This window comes from Streptomyces sp. NPDC085866 (assembly GCF_044541035.1).
Taxonomy (GTDB): domain Bacteria; phylum Actinomycetota; class Actinomycetes; order Streptomycetales; family Streptomycetaceae; genus Streptomyces.
Window position 1 is genome coordinate 746,488 of record NZ_JBITSQ010000001.1, and the last position, 17,766, is coordinate 764,253.

Here is a 17,766-nt window from a genome sequence, read left to right on the forward strand (position 1 = left end):
GCAGCCTAGGTATTTCTGGAACGATCGCTCAAGCAGTCTGGCTGCTACGAGGTCCGTACGGCAGCCCGGCCCTTGCAGAGGAGCGTGCGCAGGCGGTCCGGGAGTTCGGGGCCGTGGGCGCGGTGGGCGCACAGGAGGGGTGGGCCGGTGTGGCCGCTGCGGCCGGCGGTCGTTCCCGGTGTCGTGACGTGACCCGGGGCCGGTTTCGTGGCGCGGCCGGGCAGGGCCTGGACGCGGCCGATGGCGTTGCCGAGCAGTTCCGTGAACCACAGGTGCCGGTCGGGGCCGGTCGCGATCTGGAAGGGAACCTTGTCCACGCCGTCCGGCACCGGGAACTCGGTGATCCGGCCGTCCGGTGTCACCCGGCCGACACGGCCGGACTGCTCGGCGAACCAGAGGTTGCCGTCGGGGCCGTGGGTGATGCCGTCCGGGCCGGCGTCGGCGGACGGCAGCGGGAACTTCGTGATGTGCCCCGTGTGGTCGATCCGCCCCACCGCGTTGGCGCCGGGCGCGGTGAACCACATGGCACCGGGGCCCGCGGTGATGTCGAACGGGAAGTCGAAGTCTCCCAGCGGGAATTCGGTGACCCGGCCGTCCCTGTCGACACGCCCGATCCTGCCGCTGATCGTCTCGGTGAACCACACGGTGCCGTCCGGCCCGGCGGCGATGCGATAGGGGTCGCTGTCCGGCGTCGGGATCGGGTACTCGGTCACGGTGCCGTCGGGTGCCCTCCGCCCGATCCTGTTGGTCCCGGTCTCGGTGAACCACAGCGCGCCGTCCGGAGCGCTGGTGATCCCGGTCGGGCCGCTGTTCGCGGTCGGCAACGGGAACTCGGTCACCTGACCCCCCGTGGTGATCCGGCCGATCCTGTTGCCGAAGGACTCGGTGAACCACAGGGCGCCGTCGGGTCCCCGGGTGATGTCGAAGGGAAAGCTGTCCGGGGTCGGGACCGCGTAGTCGGTGACGGTGCCGCCGGTCGTGATGCGCCCGATCCTGGACACCCCCGACTCGGCGAACCACAGCGCCCCGTCCGGCCCCGCCGTGATGGCGGCGGGGAAGCTGTCCGCGATGGTGGTGATCGGGTACTCCGTCACCTCCCCCGTGTCGGCCCGGGCGGGGGCGGCCACCGCTGTGGCGCCGATCAGGCCGCCGACGAGCGCCGAGATCAGCCGGGGCGTACGTCGTCGGGACCTCGGACGGTCGGGCATGGGGGGCAACCCTTCTCCAGGAACACCGAATCCGGACATGCGGTCAGGAAACTGACTGTATGTCCGGATTCAGGCTAGGGTTCGCCCCCGGGCCGCACGAGTCGGCTGATCCAAGCGGCTGACCGGCTGAGGGTCAGGCGGTCCGTACCGCGCTCGTCAGGCGCTGCGCACTGCGCCAGTCAGGCGCTGCGCACTGCGCCAGTCAGGCGCTGCGCACCTCGTAAGCCGCCACCCGCACCGACTCGTCGTCCAGGCACTGCCCGGACTCCAGATCGAAGCGCTGCTTGAGCAGCGGGGACGCCACGAACGGGCGGCCCTGGTGGGTGCCGGTCAGGCCGCGGGAGAGGACCGCCGCGCCGCCGAACGGGTCACGGTTGTCGATGCCGTACAGCCGGCCGTCGCGGTCGCGGAACAGGGCGACCTGGCGGCCGTCCGGCAGCAGGGCGGCCACGCCCCGGCCGGGCAGCAGCCGGCTCAGGTCGCAGACCGTGAACCACGCGCCCTCTTGGGAGTCCAGCCGGATCTGAACCTTCAGGTCGGTCGTCTCGGGTGCCAGGGTCATCGCTGGGCGCTTCCTTCCAGGGGACGGTGGCCGATGGTCAGCAGCGGCAGGTCGGGCTTGATCTGGTCACGCTCGGGCACGAACCCGACGACCGGGTCGGGGGTGTCCGGCGCGTTGACGAAGGACACGAACCGGGCCAGCTTCTCGGGGTCGTTGATGGTGGTCGCCCACTCGTCGGCGTAGTGCGCCACGTGGTCCGCCATCAGGGACTCCAGCTCCTCGCAGATGCCGAGGGAGTCCTCCACGACCACCTCGCGCACGTGGTCCAGGCCGCCGGGGATCCGCTCCAGCCAGGTGGAGGTGCGCTCCAGCCGGTCGGCGGTACGGATGTAGAACATCAGGAACCGGTCGATCAGGCGGACCAGTTCGGCGTCGGACAGGTCCTGCGCCAGCAGGTCCGCGTGGCGCGGGGTGGCGCCGCCGTTGCCGCCGACGTACAGGTTCCAGCCGTTGGAGGTGGCGATCACACCGAAGTCCTTCGACTGGGCCTCCGCGCACTCGCGGGCGCAGCCGGAGACCGCCGACTTGAGCTTGTGCGGGGAGCGCAGGCCCCGGTAGCGCAGCTCCAGGTCGATCGCCATGCGGACCGAGTCCTGGACGCCGTAGCGGCACCAGGTCTGCCCGACACAGGACTTCACCGTGCGCAGCGCCTTGCCGTAGGCGTGGCCCGACTCGAAGCCGGCGTCCACCAGGCGGGTCCAGATCAGCGGGAGCTGCTCGACCCGCGCGCCGAACATGTCGATCCGCTGACCGCCGGTGATCTTCGTGTAGAGACCGAAGTCGCGGGCGATCTCACCGATCACGATCAGGCCCTCGGGGGTGATCTCACCGCCGGGGATACGCGGGACGACCGAGTACGAGCCGTTCTTCTGCAGGTTGGCCAGGAAGTGGTCGTTGCTGTCCTGCAGGGCCGCCTGCTCGCCGTCCAGGACGTAGCCGCTCGCGCCGATCGTCGGGGCGAGGGAGGCGATGATCGAGCCCACCGCCGGCTTGCAGACCTCGCAGCCGTCGCCGCCCCGGGCGTCCTCGCGGCCGTAGCGGTCGAGGAGGTCCTGGTAGGTGTTGATGCGCAGGGCGAGGACGATCTCGTACAGCTCCTCGCGGGTCTGGGCGAAGCAACCGCACAGGCCCTTGTCGACCTCGACGCCGGAGGCCTCCAGCTCGGCGGTGACCAGCTGGCCGAGCACCTTGACGCAACTGCCGCAGCCCGTACCGGCCTTGGTGCACTTCTTCACCTCGGGCACGGTCGTGCACCGGTGGTCCGTGACCGCGCCGCGGATCGTGCCCTTGGAGACGTTGTGGCAGGAGCAGATGATCGCCTCGTCCGGCAGTGCGGACGGGCCGAGCTGGGCCCCCGAGCCCGCTCCGGCGGGCAGGACGAGCGACTCGGGGGAGATGGGTGGGACGGAGCCGGTCAGGGCGCGCAGAGTGCCGTAGGCGTCCGCGTCGCCGACCAGGATGCCGCCCAGCAGCGTGCCGTCCCGGCCGATGACCAGCTTCTTGTAGAGGCCTGCGCGGGAGTCGGAGTAGACGACGTCCAGGCAGTCCTCGGTGGTGCCGTGGGCGTCACCGAAGGAGGCCACGTCCACGCCGAGCAGCTTCAGCTTGGTGGAGAGATCGGCGCCGGTGAACGTCAACTGCTCGGCTTCGTCGGCGGCGATCGTGGCCGCCACGGTCTCCGCCTGCTCGTAGCCCGGCGCGACCAGGCCGTACACCCGGCCGTCCGCCGCCTGCGCGCACTCGCCGATCGCGAACACGTGCGGGTCGGCGACGGTACGGCACTGCTCGTCGACCGTGATGCCGCCGCGCTCGCCGACGGTCAGGCCGCAGTCGCGGGCCAGCTGGTCGCGGGGGCGGACACCGGCGCTGAACACCACCATGTCGGTGGCCAGCTCGGAGCCGTCGGACAGCTTCATGCCGGTGACGGCACCGGCCTCGTCGACCACGATCTCCTGGGTGCCCACGCCCGTGTGGACGGTCAGGCCCATGTCCTCGATGGTGCGCAGGAGAGCCGCGCCGCCGCCCTCGTCGACCTGCACCGGCATCAGACGGGGCGCGAACTCCACGATGTGGGAGGTCAGTCCGAGACCCTTCAGCGCGCCGGCCGCCTCAAGTCCCAGCAGACCGCCGCCGACCACGGCGCCCACCTGGGCCTTCGCCTTCGCGTACGCCTCGATCGCGAGGAGGTCCTCGATGGTGCGGTAGACGAAGCAGCCCTCCGCGTCCTTGTTGGGGACCGGCGGCACGAAGGGGTAGGAGCCGGTGGCGAGGACGAGCGTGTCGTACTCGAAGACCTGGCCGGACTTCGCCGTGACCTTCCTCGCCTCGCGGTCGATCGTCTCCGCGGGGTCGCCGACGTACAGCTCGATGCCGTGCGTCTCGATGAACTCCATGTCGGTCATGGAGAGTTCCTCGGGTGTGCGGCCCGAGAAGTACGAGGTGAGGGCGACGCGGTCGTACGCGGGACGCGGCTCCTCGCACAGCACGACCACGCGGTGGGTGGCGGTCAGGCCGCGCTCGGCGAGCGCTTCGAGGAAGCGCTGGCCGACCATGCCGTGGCCGACGAGCACGATCGTGGGGGTGGCCCCCAGGGTGGCGGTCATTCAGGAGCCTCCATCGTTGGTGAGCAGGTGGAGCAGAGGGCCTTCGTCGGGGAGCGGCTCTGCTCCCTCCCAGGCGCGGGCGAGCGCGCCGACGGTGCCGAGTTCGCCGACGAGGACCCCGCCGACCAGGCGGTCGTCACGGACGACGACCTTGCGGTAGGTGCCCCGGGTGGCGTCGGCGAGCTGCACGACGTCGTCGCCGGGGCGGGGCTCGGTCTCGCCGAACGCGGCGAGGTCGAAGGGGAAGTCGGGACCGGTGAGCGTCAGCCGGGTCAGCGCGCGGGTGCCGGTGTACCGGGCGTTCGCGTCGCCCGCGAGCAGCTCGGCGAGCAGGTCGGCCTGTTCGAGGGCCGGCGCGGCGAGGCCGTAGACGGTGCCGTCGTGCTGGGCGCAGTCGCCGATGGCGTGGATGTGCGGGTCGGAGGTGCGCAGCTCGTCGTCGACGAGGACGCCCTTGCGGACGGCGAGGCCCGCCTGCTCCGCCAGACCCGCGCGCGGCCGTACCCCGCAGGTGAGGACCACCAGGTCGGCGTCGAGGGCGTACCCGTCGGCCATCTCCACCGAGCGGACCGCGCCGCCGACGCAGCGCACGTCCCGCACCCGGCACTCGGTGTGCACCTCGACGCCCAGGTCCTTCAGGTGCCGCAGCACCAGCCGGGAGGCGTTCGGGTCGAGCTGGCGTTCCATGAGCCGCTCGGCCTGCTGGGCGAGGACCACCTGTGCGCCGCGCACGGCCAGCGCACGGGCCGCGGAGACCCCGAGCAGCCCGCCGCCGATGACGACCGCCCGCACACCCGGGCGTACCGCCTTGGACAGGCCCAGGCAGTCGTCCATCGTGCGGAACGCGTGCACGCCCTCCGGGAGCTGGTGGTCGGGTGCGAACAGGCCGCGCAGCGGCGGCAGCACGGGGTTGGAGCCGGTGGCCAGCACCAGTGTGTCGTATGCGATCGACGGGCCGTCGGCGCAGTGCAGCCGCCGCGCCGTGCGGTCGATGCCGGTGACGCGGGTGCGCACCAGCTCGCCGGGTGCCGGGAGGGAGATCACCTCCGGGGCGTACCGGCCGGCCAGCACCTCGGCGAGCAGCACCCGGTTGTACGGCCGGTGCTCCTCGTCGCCGACGAGCAGTGCGGGCGTGCCCAGCTCGCCGAGCCGCCGGGCGAGCCGTACGCCCGCGAGGCCGGCGCCGATCACCACCACACGCGTATTCGAGGTCATGCAAAGGAGCGTGCGGCCCCGACGTTACCCGGCCGCATCACTCCTGTTTCCCACGAGGAACGCTGCCCTCAGCGGGGGCGGACCGGCGGTGTGAGAGTCCCGTGCGCGCGCCTCGGAGCGCTGTGAGGATCAGCGGCTGCCCGTCAGATGGGCGAAGACCACCACGTTGCCCTGGTAGCCGGTGGCCCTCGAATAGGCGCCGCCGCAGGTGATGACCCGCAGCTCGGGGCGCCCGGCCGCGCCGTACACCTTCTCGTCGGGGAAGTTCCGGGCCGCGTACACCTCCACCGCGTCCACGGTGAACACGGCGGTGCTGCCGTCCTTGCGGTCCACCTCGATGACGGCGCCCCGCTTCAGGCCGCCGAGGTTGTAGAAGACGGCGGGGCCCTCGGTGTTGTCGACGTGGCCCGCGACGATCGCGGTGCCCGTCTCGCCGGGCGTGGTGCCGGCCTCGTACCAGCCGGCGAGGTTCTTCTCCCCGGCGGGCGGGACGTCCAGGCTTCCGGCGCCGGTGAGCGCGAGGCCCATGAGCGGGGCGCTCACCTTGATCGCGGGGATGCGGATCCGGGTGGGCGGGGACGGGTCGAGCGCGGGTGCCGCGAGCCGTTCCTCGCCCGGGTCGGGGCGGCCCTCGGCGGCCGTCGGCTGCGGCGGCGCGTGCGTCGCGGCCCCCGTGCCGAGCAGCCACACCGCCGAGCCGAGGGCTACGACGGTGACCGCGGCTATGGCGGTGTCCCCGATCCTTCGCATACGAAACCCTCTCCCGGAGGCGAACCTCCCGCGAGGCGGGACTTGGGTGGAGCCCTGTAGGGGACCCCCGTCCCCCTCCGAGCCGCGAGGGGCATCGGACCCGGAGGGGGCGGGACTTGCGGTACCGGCGGACGGACAGCGGAGGGTGTCCGTCAGATCCCGTCGCCTCTCGCCCGGCGATGCAGGAGCCAGGTACCGCCCGCGGCGGCGACGGCCAGAGCCGCCACACCCGCCGTGGTATGCACGGGGTCGGAGCCGAGTGCGCCGCCGACCCCCGTCTTCACGCTTCCCCGCGGCTGCACCTGCTCGTGCGCCGTGCCCAACGCCACGACCAGGTCGCCCGTGACCTGCTTGGTGCCCTCCGCGCACTGCGCGACGATCTCGTACGTCCCCGGCTGCGCGCTCGGCGGCACCCGGAACTGTCCGATCGCCTCGCCCTCGTGCGTGCTGGGCGCCAGCGTGAAGGTGCCGGCGCCGACCGCGCCCGCGTCACCGACCGCCGTGCCCCGGTCCCCGCATGCCGCCGTGTTCACGGTGACCTGGCTGCCGGGCATGGTGGTGGACGGGTACACCTGCAGACTGCCGGCTGGAGCGCCCCGGAGACGAGCCGCCGTGCCTACTGCCTCGCCGTGGGCCGGTGCCGTGGCGAGTCCTGCCGCGGCGACGGCGAGCGCGGTACCGGTCAGCAGACGGGCGGTGCGTCGCATGGTGCTCCCCAGGGCTTGTCCGACTCGTTGATCCGACTCGTACAGGGGGTGCGGCCCCTGCCCTTCCGAGGAAAGTCGCACTCGAGCCCGTCCGCTCCCTGACAGCCCGTCAGAAATGCGGTGAACGGGTGGTGCCCGCGGCCCCCGCACGGCCTAGTCGGGGCGAATTCCGGCAGGTCATGGGCGTGTGTGAGGATCAGTATGAAAAGAACACAAATGGCGCCCTGTCCGGGTGTGAACGGGTGACCCGGTGACCTCCACAATCCGCCCCACGGATCGTCAGCCCTCCCCAACCGCCCCCGGAGCGCGGCCGCCTGACTGCGCGGGACCAGCGCGGCAGGTGCTGGGCCGGTGCGCCGAGCGTTGAGGGTCATCAGGTTGGGGCCCGGATGGGCGAGGCGCGCCTGGTTCATGACCGTGGACAGCCAGAGGTGCCGCGGGGCGGTGGCGCGGAAGGAGCGCGGTCTCGGTGGCAGCCGTCCGCCGGTCGGGTCTGCCGGCGGGCGGGACCCGGATCTCGGCGGCGACCTCGTCCACGGCCGGCCCCACCAGCGGGCCCGGCCTTCCTGCCGTCGGCCTCGCCGCCCCGGCCATCGGGCTCGGCATCGCGATCCTCGGCTCCCTGCTCTCCGGCGGCTGCGCCGACCGGATGCCCGCCGAAGCCCCCCGCCCGGGCCCGGTGATGCGGGACGCCGAGCCGGAGCTGTCCGGCGAATCCCCGTCCCAGGAGCGGTAGTTGGCCGCACGGGTGGGGCGCGCACCAGAAGGCCGGTGCCTGAACAGGCACCGGCCTCGTGGCGTTCCCGGGCTCAGTTCACGTTGACCGCGCTCCACGCCGCCGCCACCGCGTTGTACTCCGTGCTCCCCGCGCCGTAGAGGTCCTTGGCCGCGTTGAGGGTGGCCGTGCGGGCGCCCTTGTAGTTCGTGGAGGACGTCATGTAGACCGTCAGCGCCCGGTACCAGATCTTGCCGACCTTGTCCCGGCCGATGCCGGTGACCGTCGAGCCGTTGTAGGTCGGCGAGTCGTAGCTGACCCCGTTGATGGTCTTCGCGCCGCTGCCCTCCGCGAGCAGGTACGCGAAGTGGTTGGCGACGCCCGAGGAGTAGTGGACGTCGAGGTTCCCGACCGACGAACTCCAGTAGTCGGCGGAGTTCCCGTCCTTGGACGGCTTGTCCATGAAGCGCAGGGCGGGCTTGCCGAAGCCGGACTTCACGATCTTCTCGCCGATGAGGTAGTCACCGGGGTCGGACGGGTTGTTGGCGTACCACTCGACCATCGTGCCGAGGATGTCGGAGGTGGCCTCGTTGAGCCCGCCGGATTCGCCCGAGTAGGTCAGCCCGGCCGTCTTCGAGGTCACGCCGTGGGACATCTCGTGCCCGGCCACGTCCAGCGCGACGAGCGGCCCGAAGGTGCTGCCGTCACCGTCGCCGTACGTCATGCAGAAGCAGCTGTCGTCCCAGAAGGCGTTGTTGTAGTTGTTGCCGTAGTGGACGCGGTTGTACGAGCCCTTGCCGTCGCCCGCGATGCCGCTGCGGCCGTGGACGTTCTTGTAGTAGTCCCAGGTCTCGTTGGTGCCGTACTGGGCGTCGACGGCGGCCGAGGAGCGGTCGGAGTTGACGCCCGTGCCCCAGTGGTTGTCGGCGTCCGTGAACAGGGTCGCGGGCGCCCGGCTGAAGCAGATGCCGAAGAAGCACAGGTCGGTCTTGTTCTCCGCGTCGCCGGTGTAGGTGTTGCCGCGCGTCGGGTCCTTCAGCTGGTACGACGACCCGGACTGGGTCGTCTCCAGCGGCACGGTCCCGCCGTACAGCGACTTGCCGTCGCCGGTGGCCGTCTCGATGCTGTCCCAGGCGTCGATCTGGGCGCCGGTGCGGGCGTCGGTCAGCACGGTCCGGGCGACCGGGTTGCCGAGCGAGTCCTGGCCGACGGCGTTGGTGCGCCAGGCCAGCTTCGGCGCGCCGTGCAGGGCGTCGACGACCAGCTCGGGCTTGGCCTTCAGGTTCTTCAGCGTGTCACCGAGGTTGACGGCGCGCAGTGCGTTCACCGCGAGGTCGGCGGCCTTGGGGCCCGACACCTCGGGGACGATCGAGGACAGGGTGATACGGCTCCGGGTCGCCCGGTCGGCGCTGCGGAAGGCACCGCTCGGAGCGAGGTGGACCACGAAGTCGCCGCCGAGCACCGGGAGTTGGTGGTAGGTGCGCTCGTAGCGGACGTGCTGGGTGCCGTTCCGGTCGACGATCACGTCCCGGACGCTGGTGTCCTGGGCGGAGGTCAGGCCCAGACTCGCGGTGTGCGCCACGAGGGCCGAGGCCGCGTTCTCGATGGCTCCGGCGCGGGTCGGCCGGCCGTCGGCGTGGGCGGCGGGGGAGAGGGCGGCGGCCAGCAGGGTCGCGGTGGTGGCGGCGACGCCGGCGGTGGCGAGACGACGGGCTCCTCGGACGTGCAGACGTATCCGACTCATCTGTCTCCTTGGGGAGGCGCCTTCGAGGCGTGGGGGTGAGGCGTGGGGGTGGCGCTGAGTTCGACTGAGATTTAAGAGGGCATGACATGTCATGTCCATAGCGGCGTCATGGAGATGTGTGCGGAGTCGAAGGGGGTACAGAATCGTTTCCGTGATCACCCCGGACCCCCGAGACGCGCTCCCCTTCTTCGTCTACGGCACCCTCCGCCCCGGCGAGCCCAACCACGACCTGTTCCTGCGCGGCCGCACGCACACGGAGGAACCGGCCCGGCTCCCGGACGCGGTGCTCTACGACGGCCCGGGCTACCCCTACGCCGTCGAGGCCCCCGGTGAAGCGGTCAGCGGCGACCTGGTCACCGCGCTCCCGGAGGCCTACGGCCGGCTGCTCGCGGAACTGGACCGGCTGGAGGAGTACGCCCCGGCCGACCCGCGCAACCTGTACGAGCGCGTCGCCCGGGACGTCGTACGCGCCGACGGCACGGCCGTCCGGGCCTGGGTCTACGTGGCCGCGCCGCGCATCGCCGCCCGGCTGCGGGCCCGGGGACGGCTGATAGCGGGCGGGGACTGGCTCGCCCGCCGCTGACTCAGCCCAGCAGCGTGAGCCCCTCGGGCACGGCGATCCCGAACTCCTCCTCCACCACGCGCCGCGCCTCCGCCTCGTCGGCGAGCTTGCGCTCGGTCACCGTGCCGTCGGCCCGGGTCTCGACCAGCCGGTCGCCGTCGAGGGCGAGGTGCCGCTCCGGGGTGGTCCGCTGGAGGTAGGGACGCTGGGTGAAGGGGGAGCGGGGGTTGGTGCCGATGTGCCAGTTGATCACCTCGTAGTCGGGCGCGAAGAACGGCTCCAGCGTGAACGCGTACTGGCCCACCCAGTCCCGCGCGCCCCGGTCGTACGCCTGCAGCGCCCACAGCTCCAGCGGCCCGCCGTGCGGCAGATGCACGAACCGGTGCCGGCGCCCCGCACCCTCGAACTCCGCACCGACGGTCAGCGGCACCGGCGCCAGCAGCGCCCCGGCCGCCCCGAACCCCACGTCCGCGAGATACGGCTGGGGATCGCCCGGCACCTCCACGCGCAGCATCATGTGCGTACGCGGCCGGCTCTCGGGCGTCTCCGCCCCCAGGACGACCCGGCCCGCCAGTCCGGTCACGCCGAGGCCGAGCGCCTCCAGGGCCAGCCTGAGCAGGGTGTTGTGCTCGTAGCAGTAACCACCGCGCCGACCGTGGACGATCTTGGCCATCAGATCGCCCGCGGCGAGGGACGGAGCCCTGCCGGACAAGGGGTCCAGGTTCTCGAAGGTGAGGGACAGCGCGTGCGCCAGGTGCACACCCCGCAGGGTCGCGAGATCGGCCCGCCTGTCCCCCTCCCATCCGATGCGCTCCAGATAGGCGTCGAGGTCGAACTGCTCGGTGTCGGACATACCGCGAACCTACGCGAGCCCGCCCCGCCACCACCGCGTCCCGCGGACGGAACCGCACTACTCCTGTGGACCTAGGGCTCCTGTCACACAGGCCTGACGGCCTCCACCCGCACCGCACACGTCTTGAACTCCGGCATCCGCGAAGTCGGGTCCAGGGCCGGGTTGGTGAGGGTGTTCGCGCGGCCCTCGCCCGGCCAGTGGAAGGGCATGAAGACGGTGTCGGGGCGGATGGCGGTGGTGATGCGGGCGGGTGCCACGGCCCGGCCGCGCCGGGAGACCACCGCCAGCGGATCGCCCTCGGCCGCCCCGAGCCGGGCCGCCAGGCGCGGGTGCAGCTCCACGAACGGGCCGGGTGCGGCCGCGTTCAGCTCCGCGACCCGCCGCGTCTGCGCCCCCGACTGGTACTGCGACACCACCCGGCCGGTCGTCAGCAGCAGCGGATACTCCGCGTCCGGCTCCTCCGCACTCGCCCGGTGCGTCACGGGCACGAACCGCGCCCGCCCGTCCGCCGTGGCGAACCGGTCCAGGAAGAGACGCGGGGTCCCGGGATGTACGGAGGTCTCGGCGTCCTGGGCCGGATCGTCGGGGAGCACGTCGAGCACCGCGTCCTCGCCGTCCTCGGCAGCCGCGTCCGGCACCGACGGACACGGCCAGAACACCCCGTTCTCCTCCGCCAGCCGCCGGTAGCTGATCCCCGAATAGTCCGCAGGGCCGCCCGCGCTGGCCCTGCGCAGCTCCTCGAAGACCTCCTCGGGGTCGGTCGGGAAGCCCTTCTCCACGCCCAGCCGGGCAGCCAGCTCGTGCAGGACGTGCAGGTCGCTGCGGACCTCCGGCGGCGGGGCGATCGCCTGCCGGCGCAGCAGCACCCTGCCCTCCAGGCTGGTCGTCGTGCCCGTCTCCTCGGCCCACTGGGCGACCGGCAGGACGACGTCCGCCAGCTCCGCCGTCTCCGACAGCACGACGTCCGCCACGGCGAGGAAGTCCAGCGAACGAAGCCGCTCCTCGACGTGGGCCGCGCGCGGCGCCGACACCACCGGGTTGGACCCCATCAGCAGCAACGTCCGGATGTCCGTGCCGAGCGCATCCAGCAGCTCGTACGCACTGCGCCCCGGCCCGGGCAGCGAGTCGGGGTCCACGCCCCACACCCCGGCCACGTGCCGCCGCGCCGCCGGATCGTCCAGCTTGCGGTAGCCGGGCAACTGGTCGGCCTTCTGGCCGTGTTCCCGCCCGCCCTGCCCGTTGCCCTGCCCGGTCAGACAGCCGTACCCGGACAGCGGCCGGCCCGCGCGGCCGGTCGCCAGGCACAGGTTGATCCACGCGCCCACCGTGTCCGTCCCCTTGGCCTGCTGCTCCGGCCCGCGCGCCGTCAGCACCATCGCCGACTCCGGCTCGCAGAACAGCCGCACCGCCTCCCGCAGCTGTGGCACGGACACCCCCGTGATCCGCTCCACGTACTCCGGCCAGTGCGCCATCGCCGCCGCCCGCGCCTCCGCCCAGCCGGACGTGCGCTCCTGGATGTACGCCTCGTCCGTACGGCCCTCCGCCACCACCAGGTGCAACAGACCGAGCGCCAGCGCCAGATCCGTCCCCGGACGGGGCGCCAGGTGCAGGTCAGCCTGCTCGGCGGTCCGCGTGCGGCGCGGGTCCACGACGATCAGCGTGCCGCCGTTCTCCCGCAGCTCGCTGAAGAAGCGCAGCGACGGCGGCATGGTCTCGGCGAGGTTGGAACCGACGAGGATCACGCACCCGGTCTTCGGGATGTCCTCCAGCGGGAACGGAAGCCCCCGGTCCAGACCGAACGCCTTCGTACCGGCGGCCGCCGCCGACGACATGCAGAAGCGGCCGTTGTAGTCGATCTGCGAGGTGCCCAGCACCACCCGAGCGAACTTGCCGAGCGTGTACGCCTTCTCGTTCGTCAGCCCGCCCCCGCCGAACACCCCCAGCGCATCGGGCCCGTACCGCTCCCGCGCCGTCCCGAGCCGCTCGGCGATCAGGTCCAGCGCCGCCTCCCAGGACGCGGGCACCAGCCGGCCTCCGGACCGCACCAGCGGCGAGGTCAGCCGCACCGCCGACGACAGCACCGCCGGTGCCGTACGACCCTTGCCGCACAGCGCGCCCCGGTTCACCGGGAAGTCCGCGCGCTCGGTCACCTCGACGCCCCCCTGCGGCAGGGGCGTGATGTTCATCCCGCACTGCAAGGCGCAGTACGGGCAGTGGGTGGGCGTCGAGGTGGTCTCCATGCCGACCAGCGTGCTTCGGGCGTGTTACGTCCCGTGACGGCTCCCTGTTACACGGCCGGGAAGCCGACCTCCCCGCGCCCGTGCGAGCACCGTGAGGCGGCGGTCAGCGTCCCGCGGCGAGCGCCCGCGCCACCCCGGGCTCCTTCGGCCCGAGGAACGTCGGATCCGGATGGAACACCGCGTCCAGCGCCGCCTTGCCCGCCGCGAACACCTCGCGCGTGCCGCCGTAGTACCAGGTCGCATCGTGTTTGGCCGCCACCCCGATCCCGTACGAGTCCACCCCCGCGGCCTCGCACAGCGCCACCGCCCGCCGGATGTGGAACCCCTGGCTGATCAGCACCGCCCGGTCCACCCCGAAGATCTTCTTGGCCCGCACACAGGAGTCCCAGGTGTCGAACCCCGCGTAGTCGCTGACGATCCGGTCGTCCGGCACCCCGTGCTTCCTGAGGTACGTGCGCATGGCGTCCGGCTCGTCGTAGTCCTTGCGGCTGTTGTCCCCGGTGACCAGCACGACCTTGATCCGGCCCGCCCGGTACAGCTTCGCCGCCGCGTCGAGCCGGTGCGCGAGGTACGGCGACGGCTCCCCGTCCCACAGCCCGGCCCCGAACACCACGGCGACGTCGGTGCGCGGCACGTCCGCCGTCGTCCGCAGCCGGTCCGCCGTCGACACGTACAGCCAGGTGGCCGGCAGCAGCGCAAGCACACACACGGCCATCACGGCCCGCACCAGCCGCCGCTGCCCCCTGCGCGTGCGCGGCAGCCGCGGTCGACGGATCTTCATGCGGTCCCCCAGTGATCGGTTCCGAACTTGGAGGACGCACGGGACACCGGTCCGGTTCGCCTCACATCGTGCATTCGTACGAAGTGAACGCACGGAAAATACCCGTGACGGCCCGGCAACGGCGGCGCAACCTCCCGGCGCCAGGATCCTTCCATGACGGCGTCGAACCCTTCTCGCGACGAGCCCCGCATCCACCTCGACAGCACGGCGCACCTCATGAACAGCATCAGCAGCCAGCTCGCCGGCCGGCTCCGGCTCGTCTCGCCGATCGGCCGCCGCCCGGCCCGGCCCGCCCTGGTCCTGGTCGCCCACGGCAGCCGCGACCCGCGCGCGCTCGACACCGTACGGGCCCTGCTGGACCGGGTACGCGAACTTCGCCCCGCCCTTCCCCTCCACCTGGGCCACATCGAGCTGAACGAGCCCTTGCTCCCCGACACCCTCGCCGCCCTCGGCGACACCCCCGCCGTCCTCGTCCCGCTGCTCCTCGGCCGCGGCTACCACGTCAAGCAGGACATCCCCGAGATGGCCGCCGCCGCACCCGCCCGCACCCGCGTGGCCGCCCCCCTCGGCCCCCACCCGCTCCTGGTCGACGCCCTGCACACCCGCCTGACCGAGGCCGGCTGGCCCACCACCATGGACGCCACCACGCGCCGCGCGACCGCGGTCGTCCTCGCGGCTGCGGGCTCCCGCGACCCCGACTCGGCGACCGACACCCGCCGCACGGCCCGCCTCCTCGCCGACCGCCTCGGCGTCCCGGTGGTCCCCGCGTACGCCTCGGCGGCGGCCCCCACGGTCGAGACGGCCCTGCGCGCACTGGCGGCGAGGGGCCGCCACAGAGTGGCGATCGCGTCGTACTTCACGGCGCCGGGGCGTTTTGCGACGCAGTGCGCAACCCAGGCTCCCTGGCTGGCCTCCGCCCCTCTCGGAGCCCAGGACTCGATGGCGCACCTGATCCTGCACCGCTACGACCAGGCACAGGCGACGAAGGAGGCGGAACTGGCCTCAGCTTGAAACAGGCGTCGGCGCAAACCCCCTAAGGGGCGCGGGGAACTGCGCGACCAGCCACAACGCACCCGCACCCGCCACACGACCCGACCCGGCAGATGATCAGGCGCACGGCACCACCCAATTGTCACTGCCGCCCCTTACTGTCGAATCATGGAAGGCACCGCACCCCTCGACAGCTACGACCCGACGTCAGTCGAACGCTGGGCCCCCGAGCCCGACAAACGCCCAGGCCGCACCGCCTTCCAACGCGACCGCGCCCGCATCCTGCACAGCGCAGCACTTCGTCGCCTGGCCGGCAAAACCCAGGTGGTCACGCCCGGCACACGCAGCCTCGCATGGGACGCCAGCCCCCGCACCCGCCTCACCCACTCCCTGGAATGCGCCCAGGTGGGCCGAGAGCTGGGCGCAGCCCTCGGCTGCGACCCCGACCTGGTGGAAGCGGCCTGCCTCTCGCACGACCTGGGTCACCCGCCCTTCGGCCACAACGGCGAAGTCGCCCTGAACGAATTCGCCGACGACTGCGGCGGTTTCGAGGGCAACGCCCAGTCGCTGAGGCTCCTCACCCGCATCGAGCCCAAGCGCTTCACCCCCGAAGGCTCCGTCGGCCTCAACCTCACCCGCGCCGCCCTGGACGCCGCCACCAAGTACCCCTGGCCGCGCGGCGCCCACCCCACCGTCCCAAAGTCCCCGAAGTTCGGCGTGTACGAGGACGACCGCCCGGTGTTCGACTGGGTCCGCAAGACCGCCCCCGGCACCCGCACCTGCTTCGAGGCCCAGGTCATGGACTGGTCGGACGACGTGGCCTACTCGGTGCACGACGTCGAGGACGGCCTGCATGCCGGCCACATCGACCCCAACTGCCTGCACGCGGAGCCCGAGCGGCAGGCGGTGTTCGAGGTGGCCATCGGCCGCTACGTCCCCGCGGACACCGACCCGGCGGAGCTGGCCGCCGCCCTCGACCGCCTCCAGGACGAGGAGTGGTGGCCGCACGGCTACGACGGCACCGCGGTCGCCCAGGCCCGCCTCAAGGACACCACCAGCCAGCTCATCGGCCGGTTCTGCCTGGCCGCCGAGACCGCCACCCGCGCCGCGTACGGCACCGGCCGGCTCACCCGCTACGGCGCCGAACTCGTCGTACCCCGCGAGACCCGCCTGGAGTGCGCGGTGCTCAAGGCGGTCGCCGACCGGTACGTCATGCAGCGCGCCGAGCAGGAGCGGCTCCGTGCCGACCAGCGGGTGGTCGTCGCCGAGCTGGCCGAGGCGCTCACCGCCCGCGCGCCGGACGGTCTGGAGCCCCAGTTCCGCGCGCTGTTCGAGGAGGCACCCGACGACCACGCGCGCAAGCGGGTGATCGTCGACCAGATCGCCTCCCTCACCGACGCCTCCGCACGCTCGCTGCACGCGACACTGACGGGGCATATGTGAGAGGAACGTGACCCAGGGTGGCCTGATCGGGGCACTCCCTCTTCCCGCATCACGCTGCGTGCGGGACGCTCGCATGTGGCGGCACCCTTACGAGGAGGCATCAAGTGGTCGACGCGGATCAGACATTCGTCATCGTCGGAGGCGGTCTCGCCGGTGCGAAGGCGGCCGAGACGCTCCGGGCGGAGGGCTTCAGCGGCCGGGTGATACTGATCTGCGACGAGCGTGACCACCCGTACGAGCGCCCGCCCCTGTCCAAGGGCTTTCTGCTCGGCAAGGAGGAGCGCGACAGCGTCTTCGTGCACGAGCCGGCCTGGTACGCGCAGAACGACGTCGAGCTGCACCTCGGCCAGACCGTCGACCGGATCGACCGCGGCGCGAAGACGGTCCGCTTCGGCGACGACGGCACCCTCGTCCACTACGACAAGCTCCTGCTCGCCACCGGCGCGGAGCCCCGCCGCCTCGACATCCCCGGCACCGACCTGGTGGGCGTCCACCATCTGCGCCGCCTCGCCCACGCCGAGCGGCTCAAGGGCGTCCTCCAGCACCTCGGCCGGGACAACGGGCACCTCGTGATCGCGGGCGCCGGCTGGATCGGCCTGGAGGTCGCGGCGGCGGCCCGCGAGTACGGCGCCGAGGTCACCGTCATCGAACCGCTGGCGACCCCGCTGCACAGCGTGCTCGGCCCGGAGCTGGGCAACGTCTTCGCCGAGCTGCACCGCGAGCACGGCGTCCGCTTCCGCTTCGGCGTCCGGCTCACCGAGATCGTCGGTCAGGACGGCATGGTCCTCGCGGTGCGCACCGACGACGGCGAGGAGCACCCGGCGCACGCCGTCCTCGCGGCGATCGGCGCGGCGCCGCGGGCCGCGCTCGCGGAGTCGGCGGGGCTGGAGATCGCCGACCGGGCGCACGGGGGCGGTGTCGTCGTGGACGAGCGGCTGTGCACCTCCGACCCGGACATCCACGCGGCCGGCGACGTCGCCGCGTTCCCGCTGGCGCTGTTCGGCACCCGGATCCGGGTGGAGCACTGGGCCAACGCCCTCAACGGCGGCCCGGCCGCCGCCCGCGCCATGCTCGGCAGCGACGTCGTCTACGACCGGGTGCCCTACTTCTTCACCGACCAGTACGACCTCGGGATGGAGTACAGCGGCTGGGCGCCGCCGGGCTCCTACGACGAGGTCGTCATCCGGGGCGACGCGGGCAAGCGGGAGTTCATCGCGTTCTGGATCAAGGAAGGGCGCGTCCTGGCCGGGATGAACGTGAACGTGTGGGATGTCACAGAGCAGATCCAGAACCTGATCCGCTCCCAGGCCCAGGTGAACACGGAGGCGCTGGCGGACCCGCACATTCCGCTCGAAAGCCTCGTCTCATGAGTGTCGGTCCGCCCCCGTAGAAT

Annotated in this window: 15 protein-coding genes; 5 read left to right on the top strand and 10 right to left on the bottom strand. The window is 72.4% G+C overall.

Annotated elements, in window-relative coordinates; genetic code table 11:
• Positions 1-44: 44 nt before the first annotated feature.
• From ACIF83_RS03275 to ACIF83_RS03300, 6 genes are all read right to left on the bottom strand, one after another.
• A complete protein-coding gene (locus ACIF83_RS03275) occupies positions 45-1,208 on the bottom strand; it encodes a hypothetical protein (RefSeq protein ID WP_399723074.1) in 1,164 nt (387 codons plus the stop codon).
• A gap of 202 nt (positions 1,209-1,410) precedes the next feature.
• Positions 1,411-1,770: a nitrite reductase small subunit NirD gene (nirD, locus tag ACIF83_RS03280; protein WP_393465374.1), complete on the bottom strand. Its 360-nt coding sequence runs from the start codon at positions 1,768-1,770 to the stop codon at positions 1,411-1,413.
• Entirely contained in the window at positions 1,767-4,373 is a 2,607-nt protein-coding gene (nirB, locus tag ACIF83_RS03285) for a nitrite reductase large subunit NirB (RefSeq protein WP_393465377.1), read from the bottom strand. The genes nirD and nirB overlap by 4 nt, the downstream gene beginning before the upstream one ends.
• On the bottom strand, positions 4,374-5,588 hold the full coding sequence (locus ACIF83_RS03290) for an NAD(P)/FAD-dependent oxidoreductase (RefSeq protein ID WP_399723076.1): 1,215 nt from the start codon (positions 5,586-5,588) through the stop codon (positions 4,374-4,376).
• Between the two features lie 129 nt (positions 5,589-5,717).
• Positions 5,718-6,338 carry a class F sortase gene (locus tag ACIF83_RS03295; RefSeq protein ID WP_393465382.1) on the bottom strand — a complete coding sequence of 207 codons (621 nt, stop codon included), beginning with the start codon at positions 6,336-6,338 and terminating at the stop codon, positions 5,718-5,720.
• A gap of 152 nt (positions 6,339-6,490) precedes the next feature.
• Positions 6,491-7,045: a hypothetical protein gene (locus ACIF83_RS03300; RefSeq protein WP_399723078.1), complete on the bottom strand. Its 555-nt coding sequence runs from the start codon at positions 7,043-7,045 to the stop codon at positions 6,491-6,493.
• Positions 7,046-7,514: 469 nt separating this feature from the next.
• Here ACIF83_RS03300 and ACIF83_RS03305 point away from each other — a divergent pair, with 469 nt between their 5' ends.
• Entirely contained in the window at positions 7,515-7,781 is a 267-nt protein-coding gene (locus tag ACIF83_RS03305) for a hypothetical protein (protein WP_399723080.1), read from the top strand.
• 73 nt (positions 7,782-7,854) lie between these two features.
• Here the strand turns inward: ACIF83_RS03305 and ACIF83_RS03310 are convergent, their stop codons facing one another.
• Positions 7,855-9,504, bottom strand: coding sequence for a M4 family metallopeptidase (locus tag ACIF83_RS03310; RefSeq protein ID WP_399723082.1), 1,650 nt, complete (start codon positions 9,502-9,504; stop codon positions 7,855-7,857).
• A gap of 151 nt (positions 9,505-9,655) precedes the next feature.
• On the opposite strand from ACIF83_RS03310, the gene ACIF83_RS03315 reads away from it, so the two are divergent.
• Entirely contained in the window at positions 9,656-10,087 is a 432-nt protein-coding gene (locus ACIF83_RS03315) for a gamma-glutamylcyclotransferase family protein (protein WP_393465393.1), read from the top strand.
• A 1-nt stretch (position 10,088) separates the two neighbouring features.
• On the opposite strand, the gene ACIF83_RS03320 is transcribed toward ACIF83_RS03315, so the two are convergent.
• The 3 genes from ACIF83_RS03320 to ACIF83_RS03330 all read right to left on the bottom strand — a co-directional run bounded on the left by ACIF83_RS03320 (position 10,089) and on the right by ACIF83_RS03330 (position 13,940).
• Complete coding sequence (locus ACIF83_RS03320; protein ID WP_393465396.1) at positions 10,089-10,919, bottom strand: arylamine N-acetyltransferase; 831 nt, start codon at positions 10,917-10,919, stop codon at positions 10,089-10,091.
• Positions 10,920-11,002: 83 nt separating this feature from the next.
• Positions 11,003-13,159, bottom strand: a complete 2,157-nt coding sequence (locus ACIF83_RS03325; protein ID WP_393465398.1) for a molybdopterin oxidoreductase family protein — start codon at positions 13,157-13,159, stop codon at positions 11,003-11,005.
• A gap of 103 nt (positions 13,160-13,262) precedes the next feature.
• A complete protein-coding gene (locus tag ACIF83_RS03330) occupies positions 13,263-13,940 on the bottom strand; it encodes a vancomycin high temperature exclusion protein (protein ID WP_399723085.1) in 678 nt (225 codons plus the stop codon).
• 153 nt (positions 13,941-14,093) lie between these two features.
• On the opposite strand from ACIF83_RS03330, the gene ACIF83_RS03335 reads away from it, so the two are divergent.
• From ACIF83_RS03335 to ACIF83_RS03345, 3 genes are all read left to right on the top strand, one after another.
• Positions 14,094-14,951 (top strand): sirohydrochlorin chelatase, encoded by an 858-nt coding sequence (locus tag ACIF83_RS03335; protein WP_393465403.1) that lies wholly within the window; start codon positions 14,094-14,096, stop codon positions 14,949-14,951.
• Positions 14,952-15,098: 147 nt separating this feature from the next.
• The gene (locus ACIF83_RS03340) at positions 15,099-16,373 is read left to right on the top strand and encodes a deoxyguanosinetriphosphate triphosphohydrolase (protein ID WP_399723088.1); all 1,275 of its coding nucleotides are present in this window, start codon (positions 15,099-15,101) and stop codon (positions 16,371-16,373) included.
• 104 nt (positions 16,374-16,477) lie between these two features.
• Positions 16,478-17,743 carry an NAD(P)/FAD-dependent oxidoreductase gene (locus tag ACIF83_RS03345; RefSeq protein WP_393465409.1) on the top strand — a complete coding sequence of 422 codons (1,266 nt, stop codon included), beginning with the start codon at positions 16,478-16,480 and terminating at the stop codon, positions 17,741-17,743.
• The last annotated feature ends 23 nt before the right edge of the window (positions 17,744-17,766 follow it).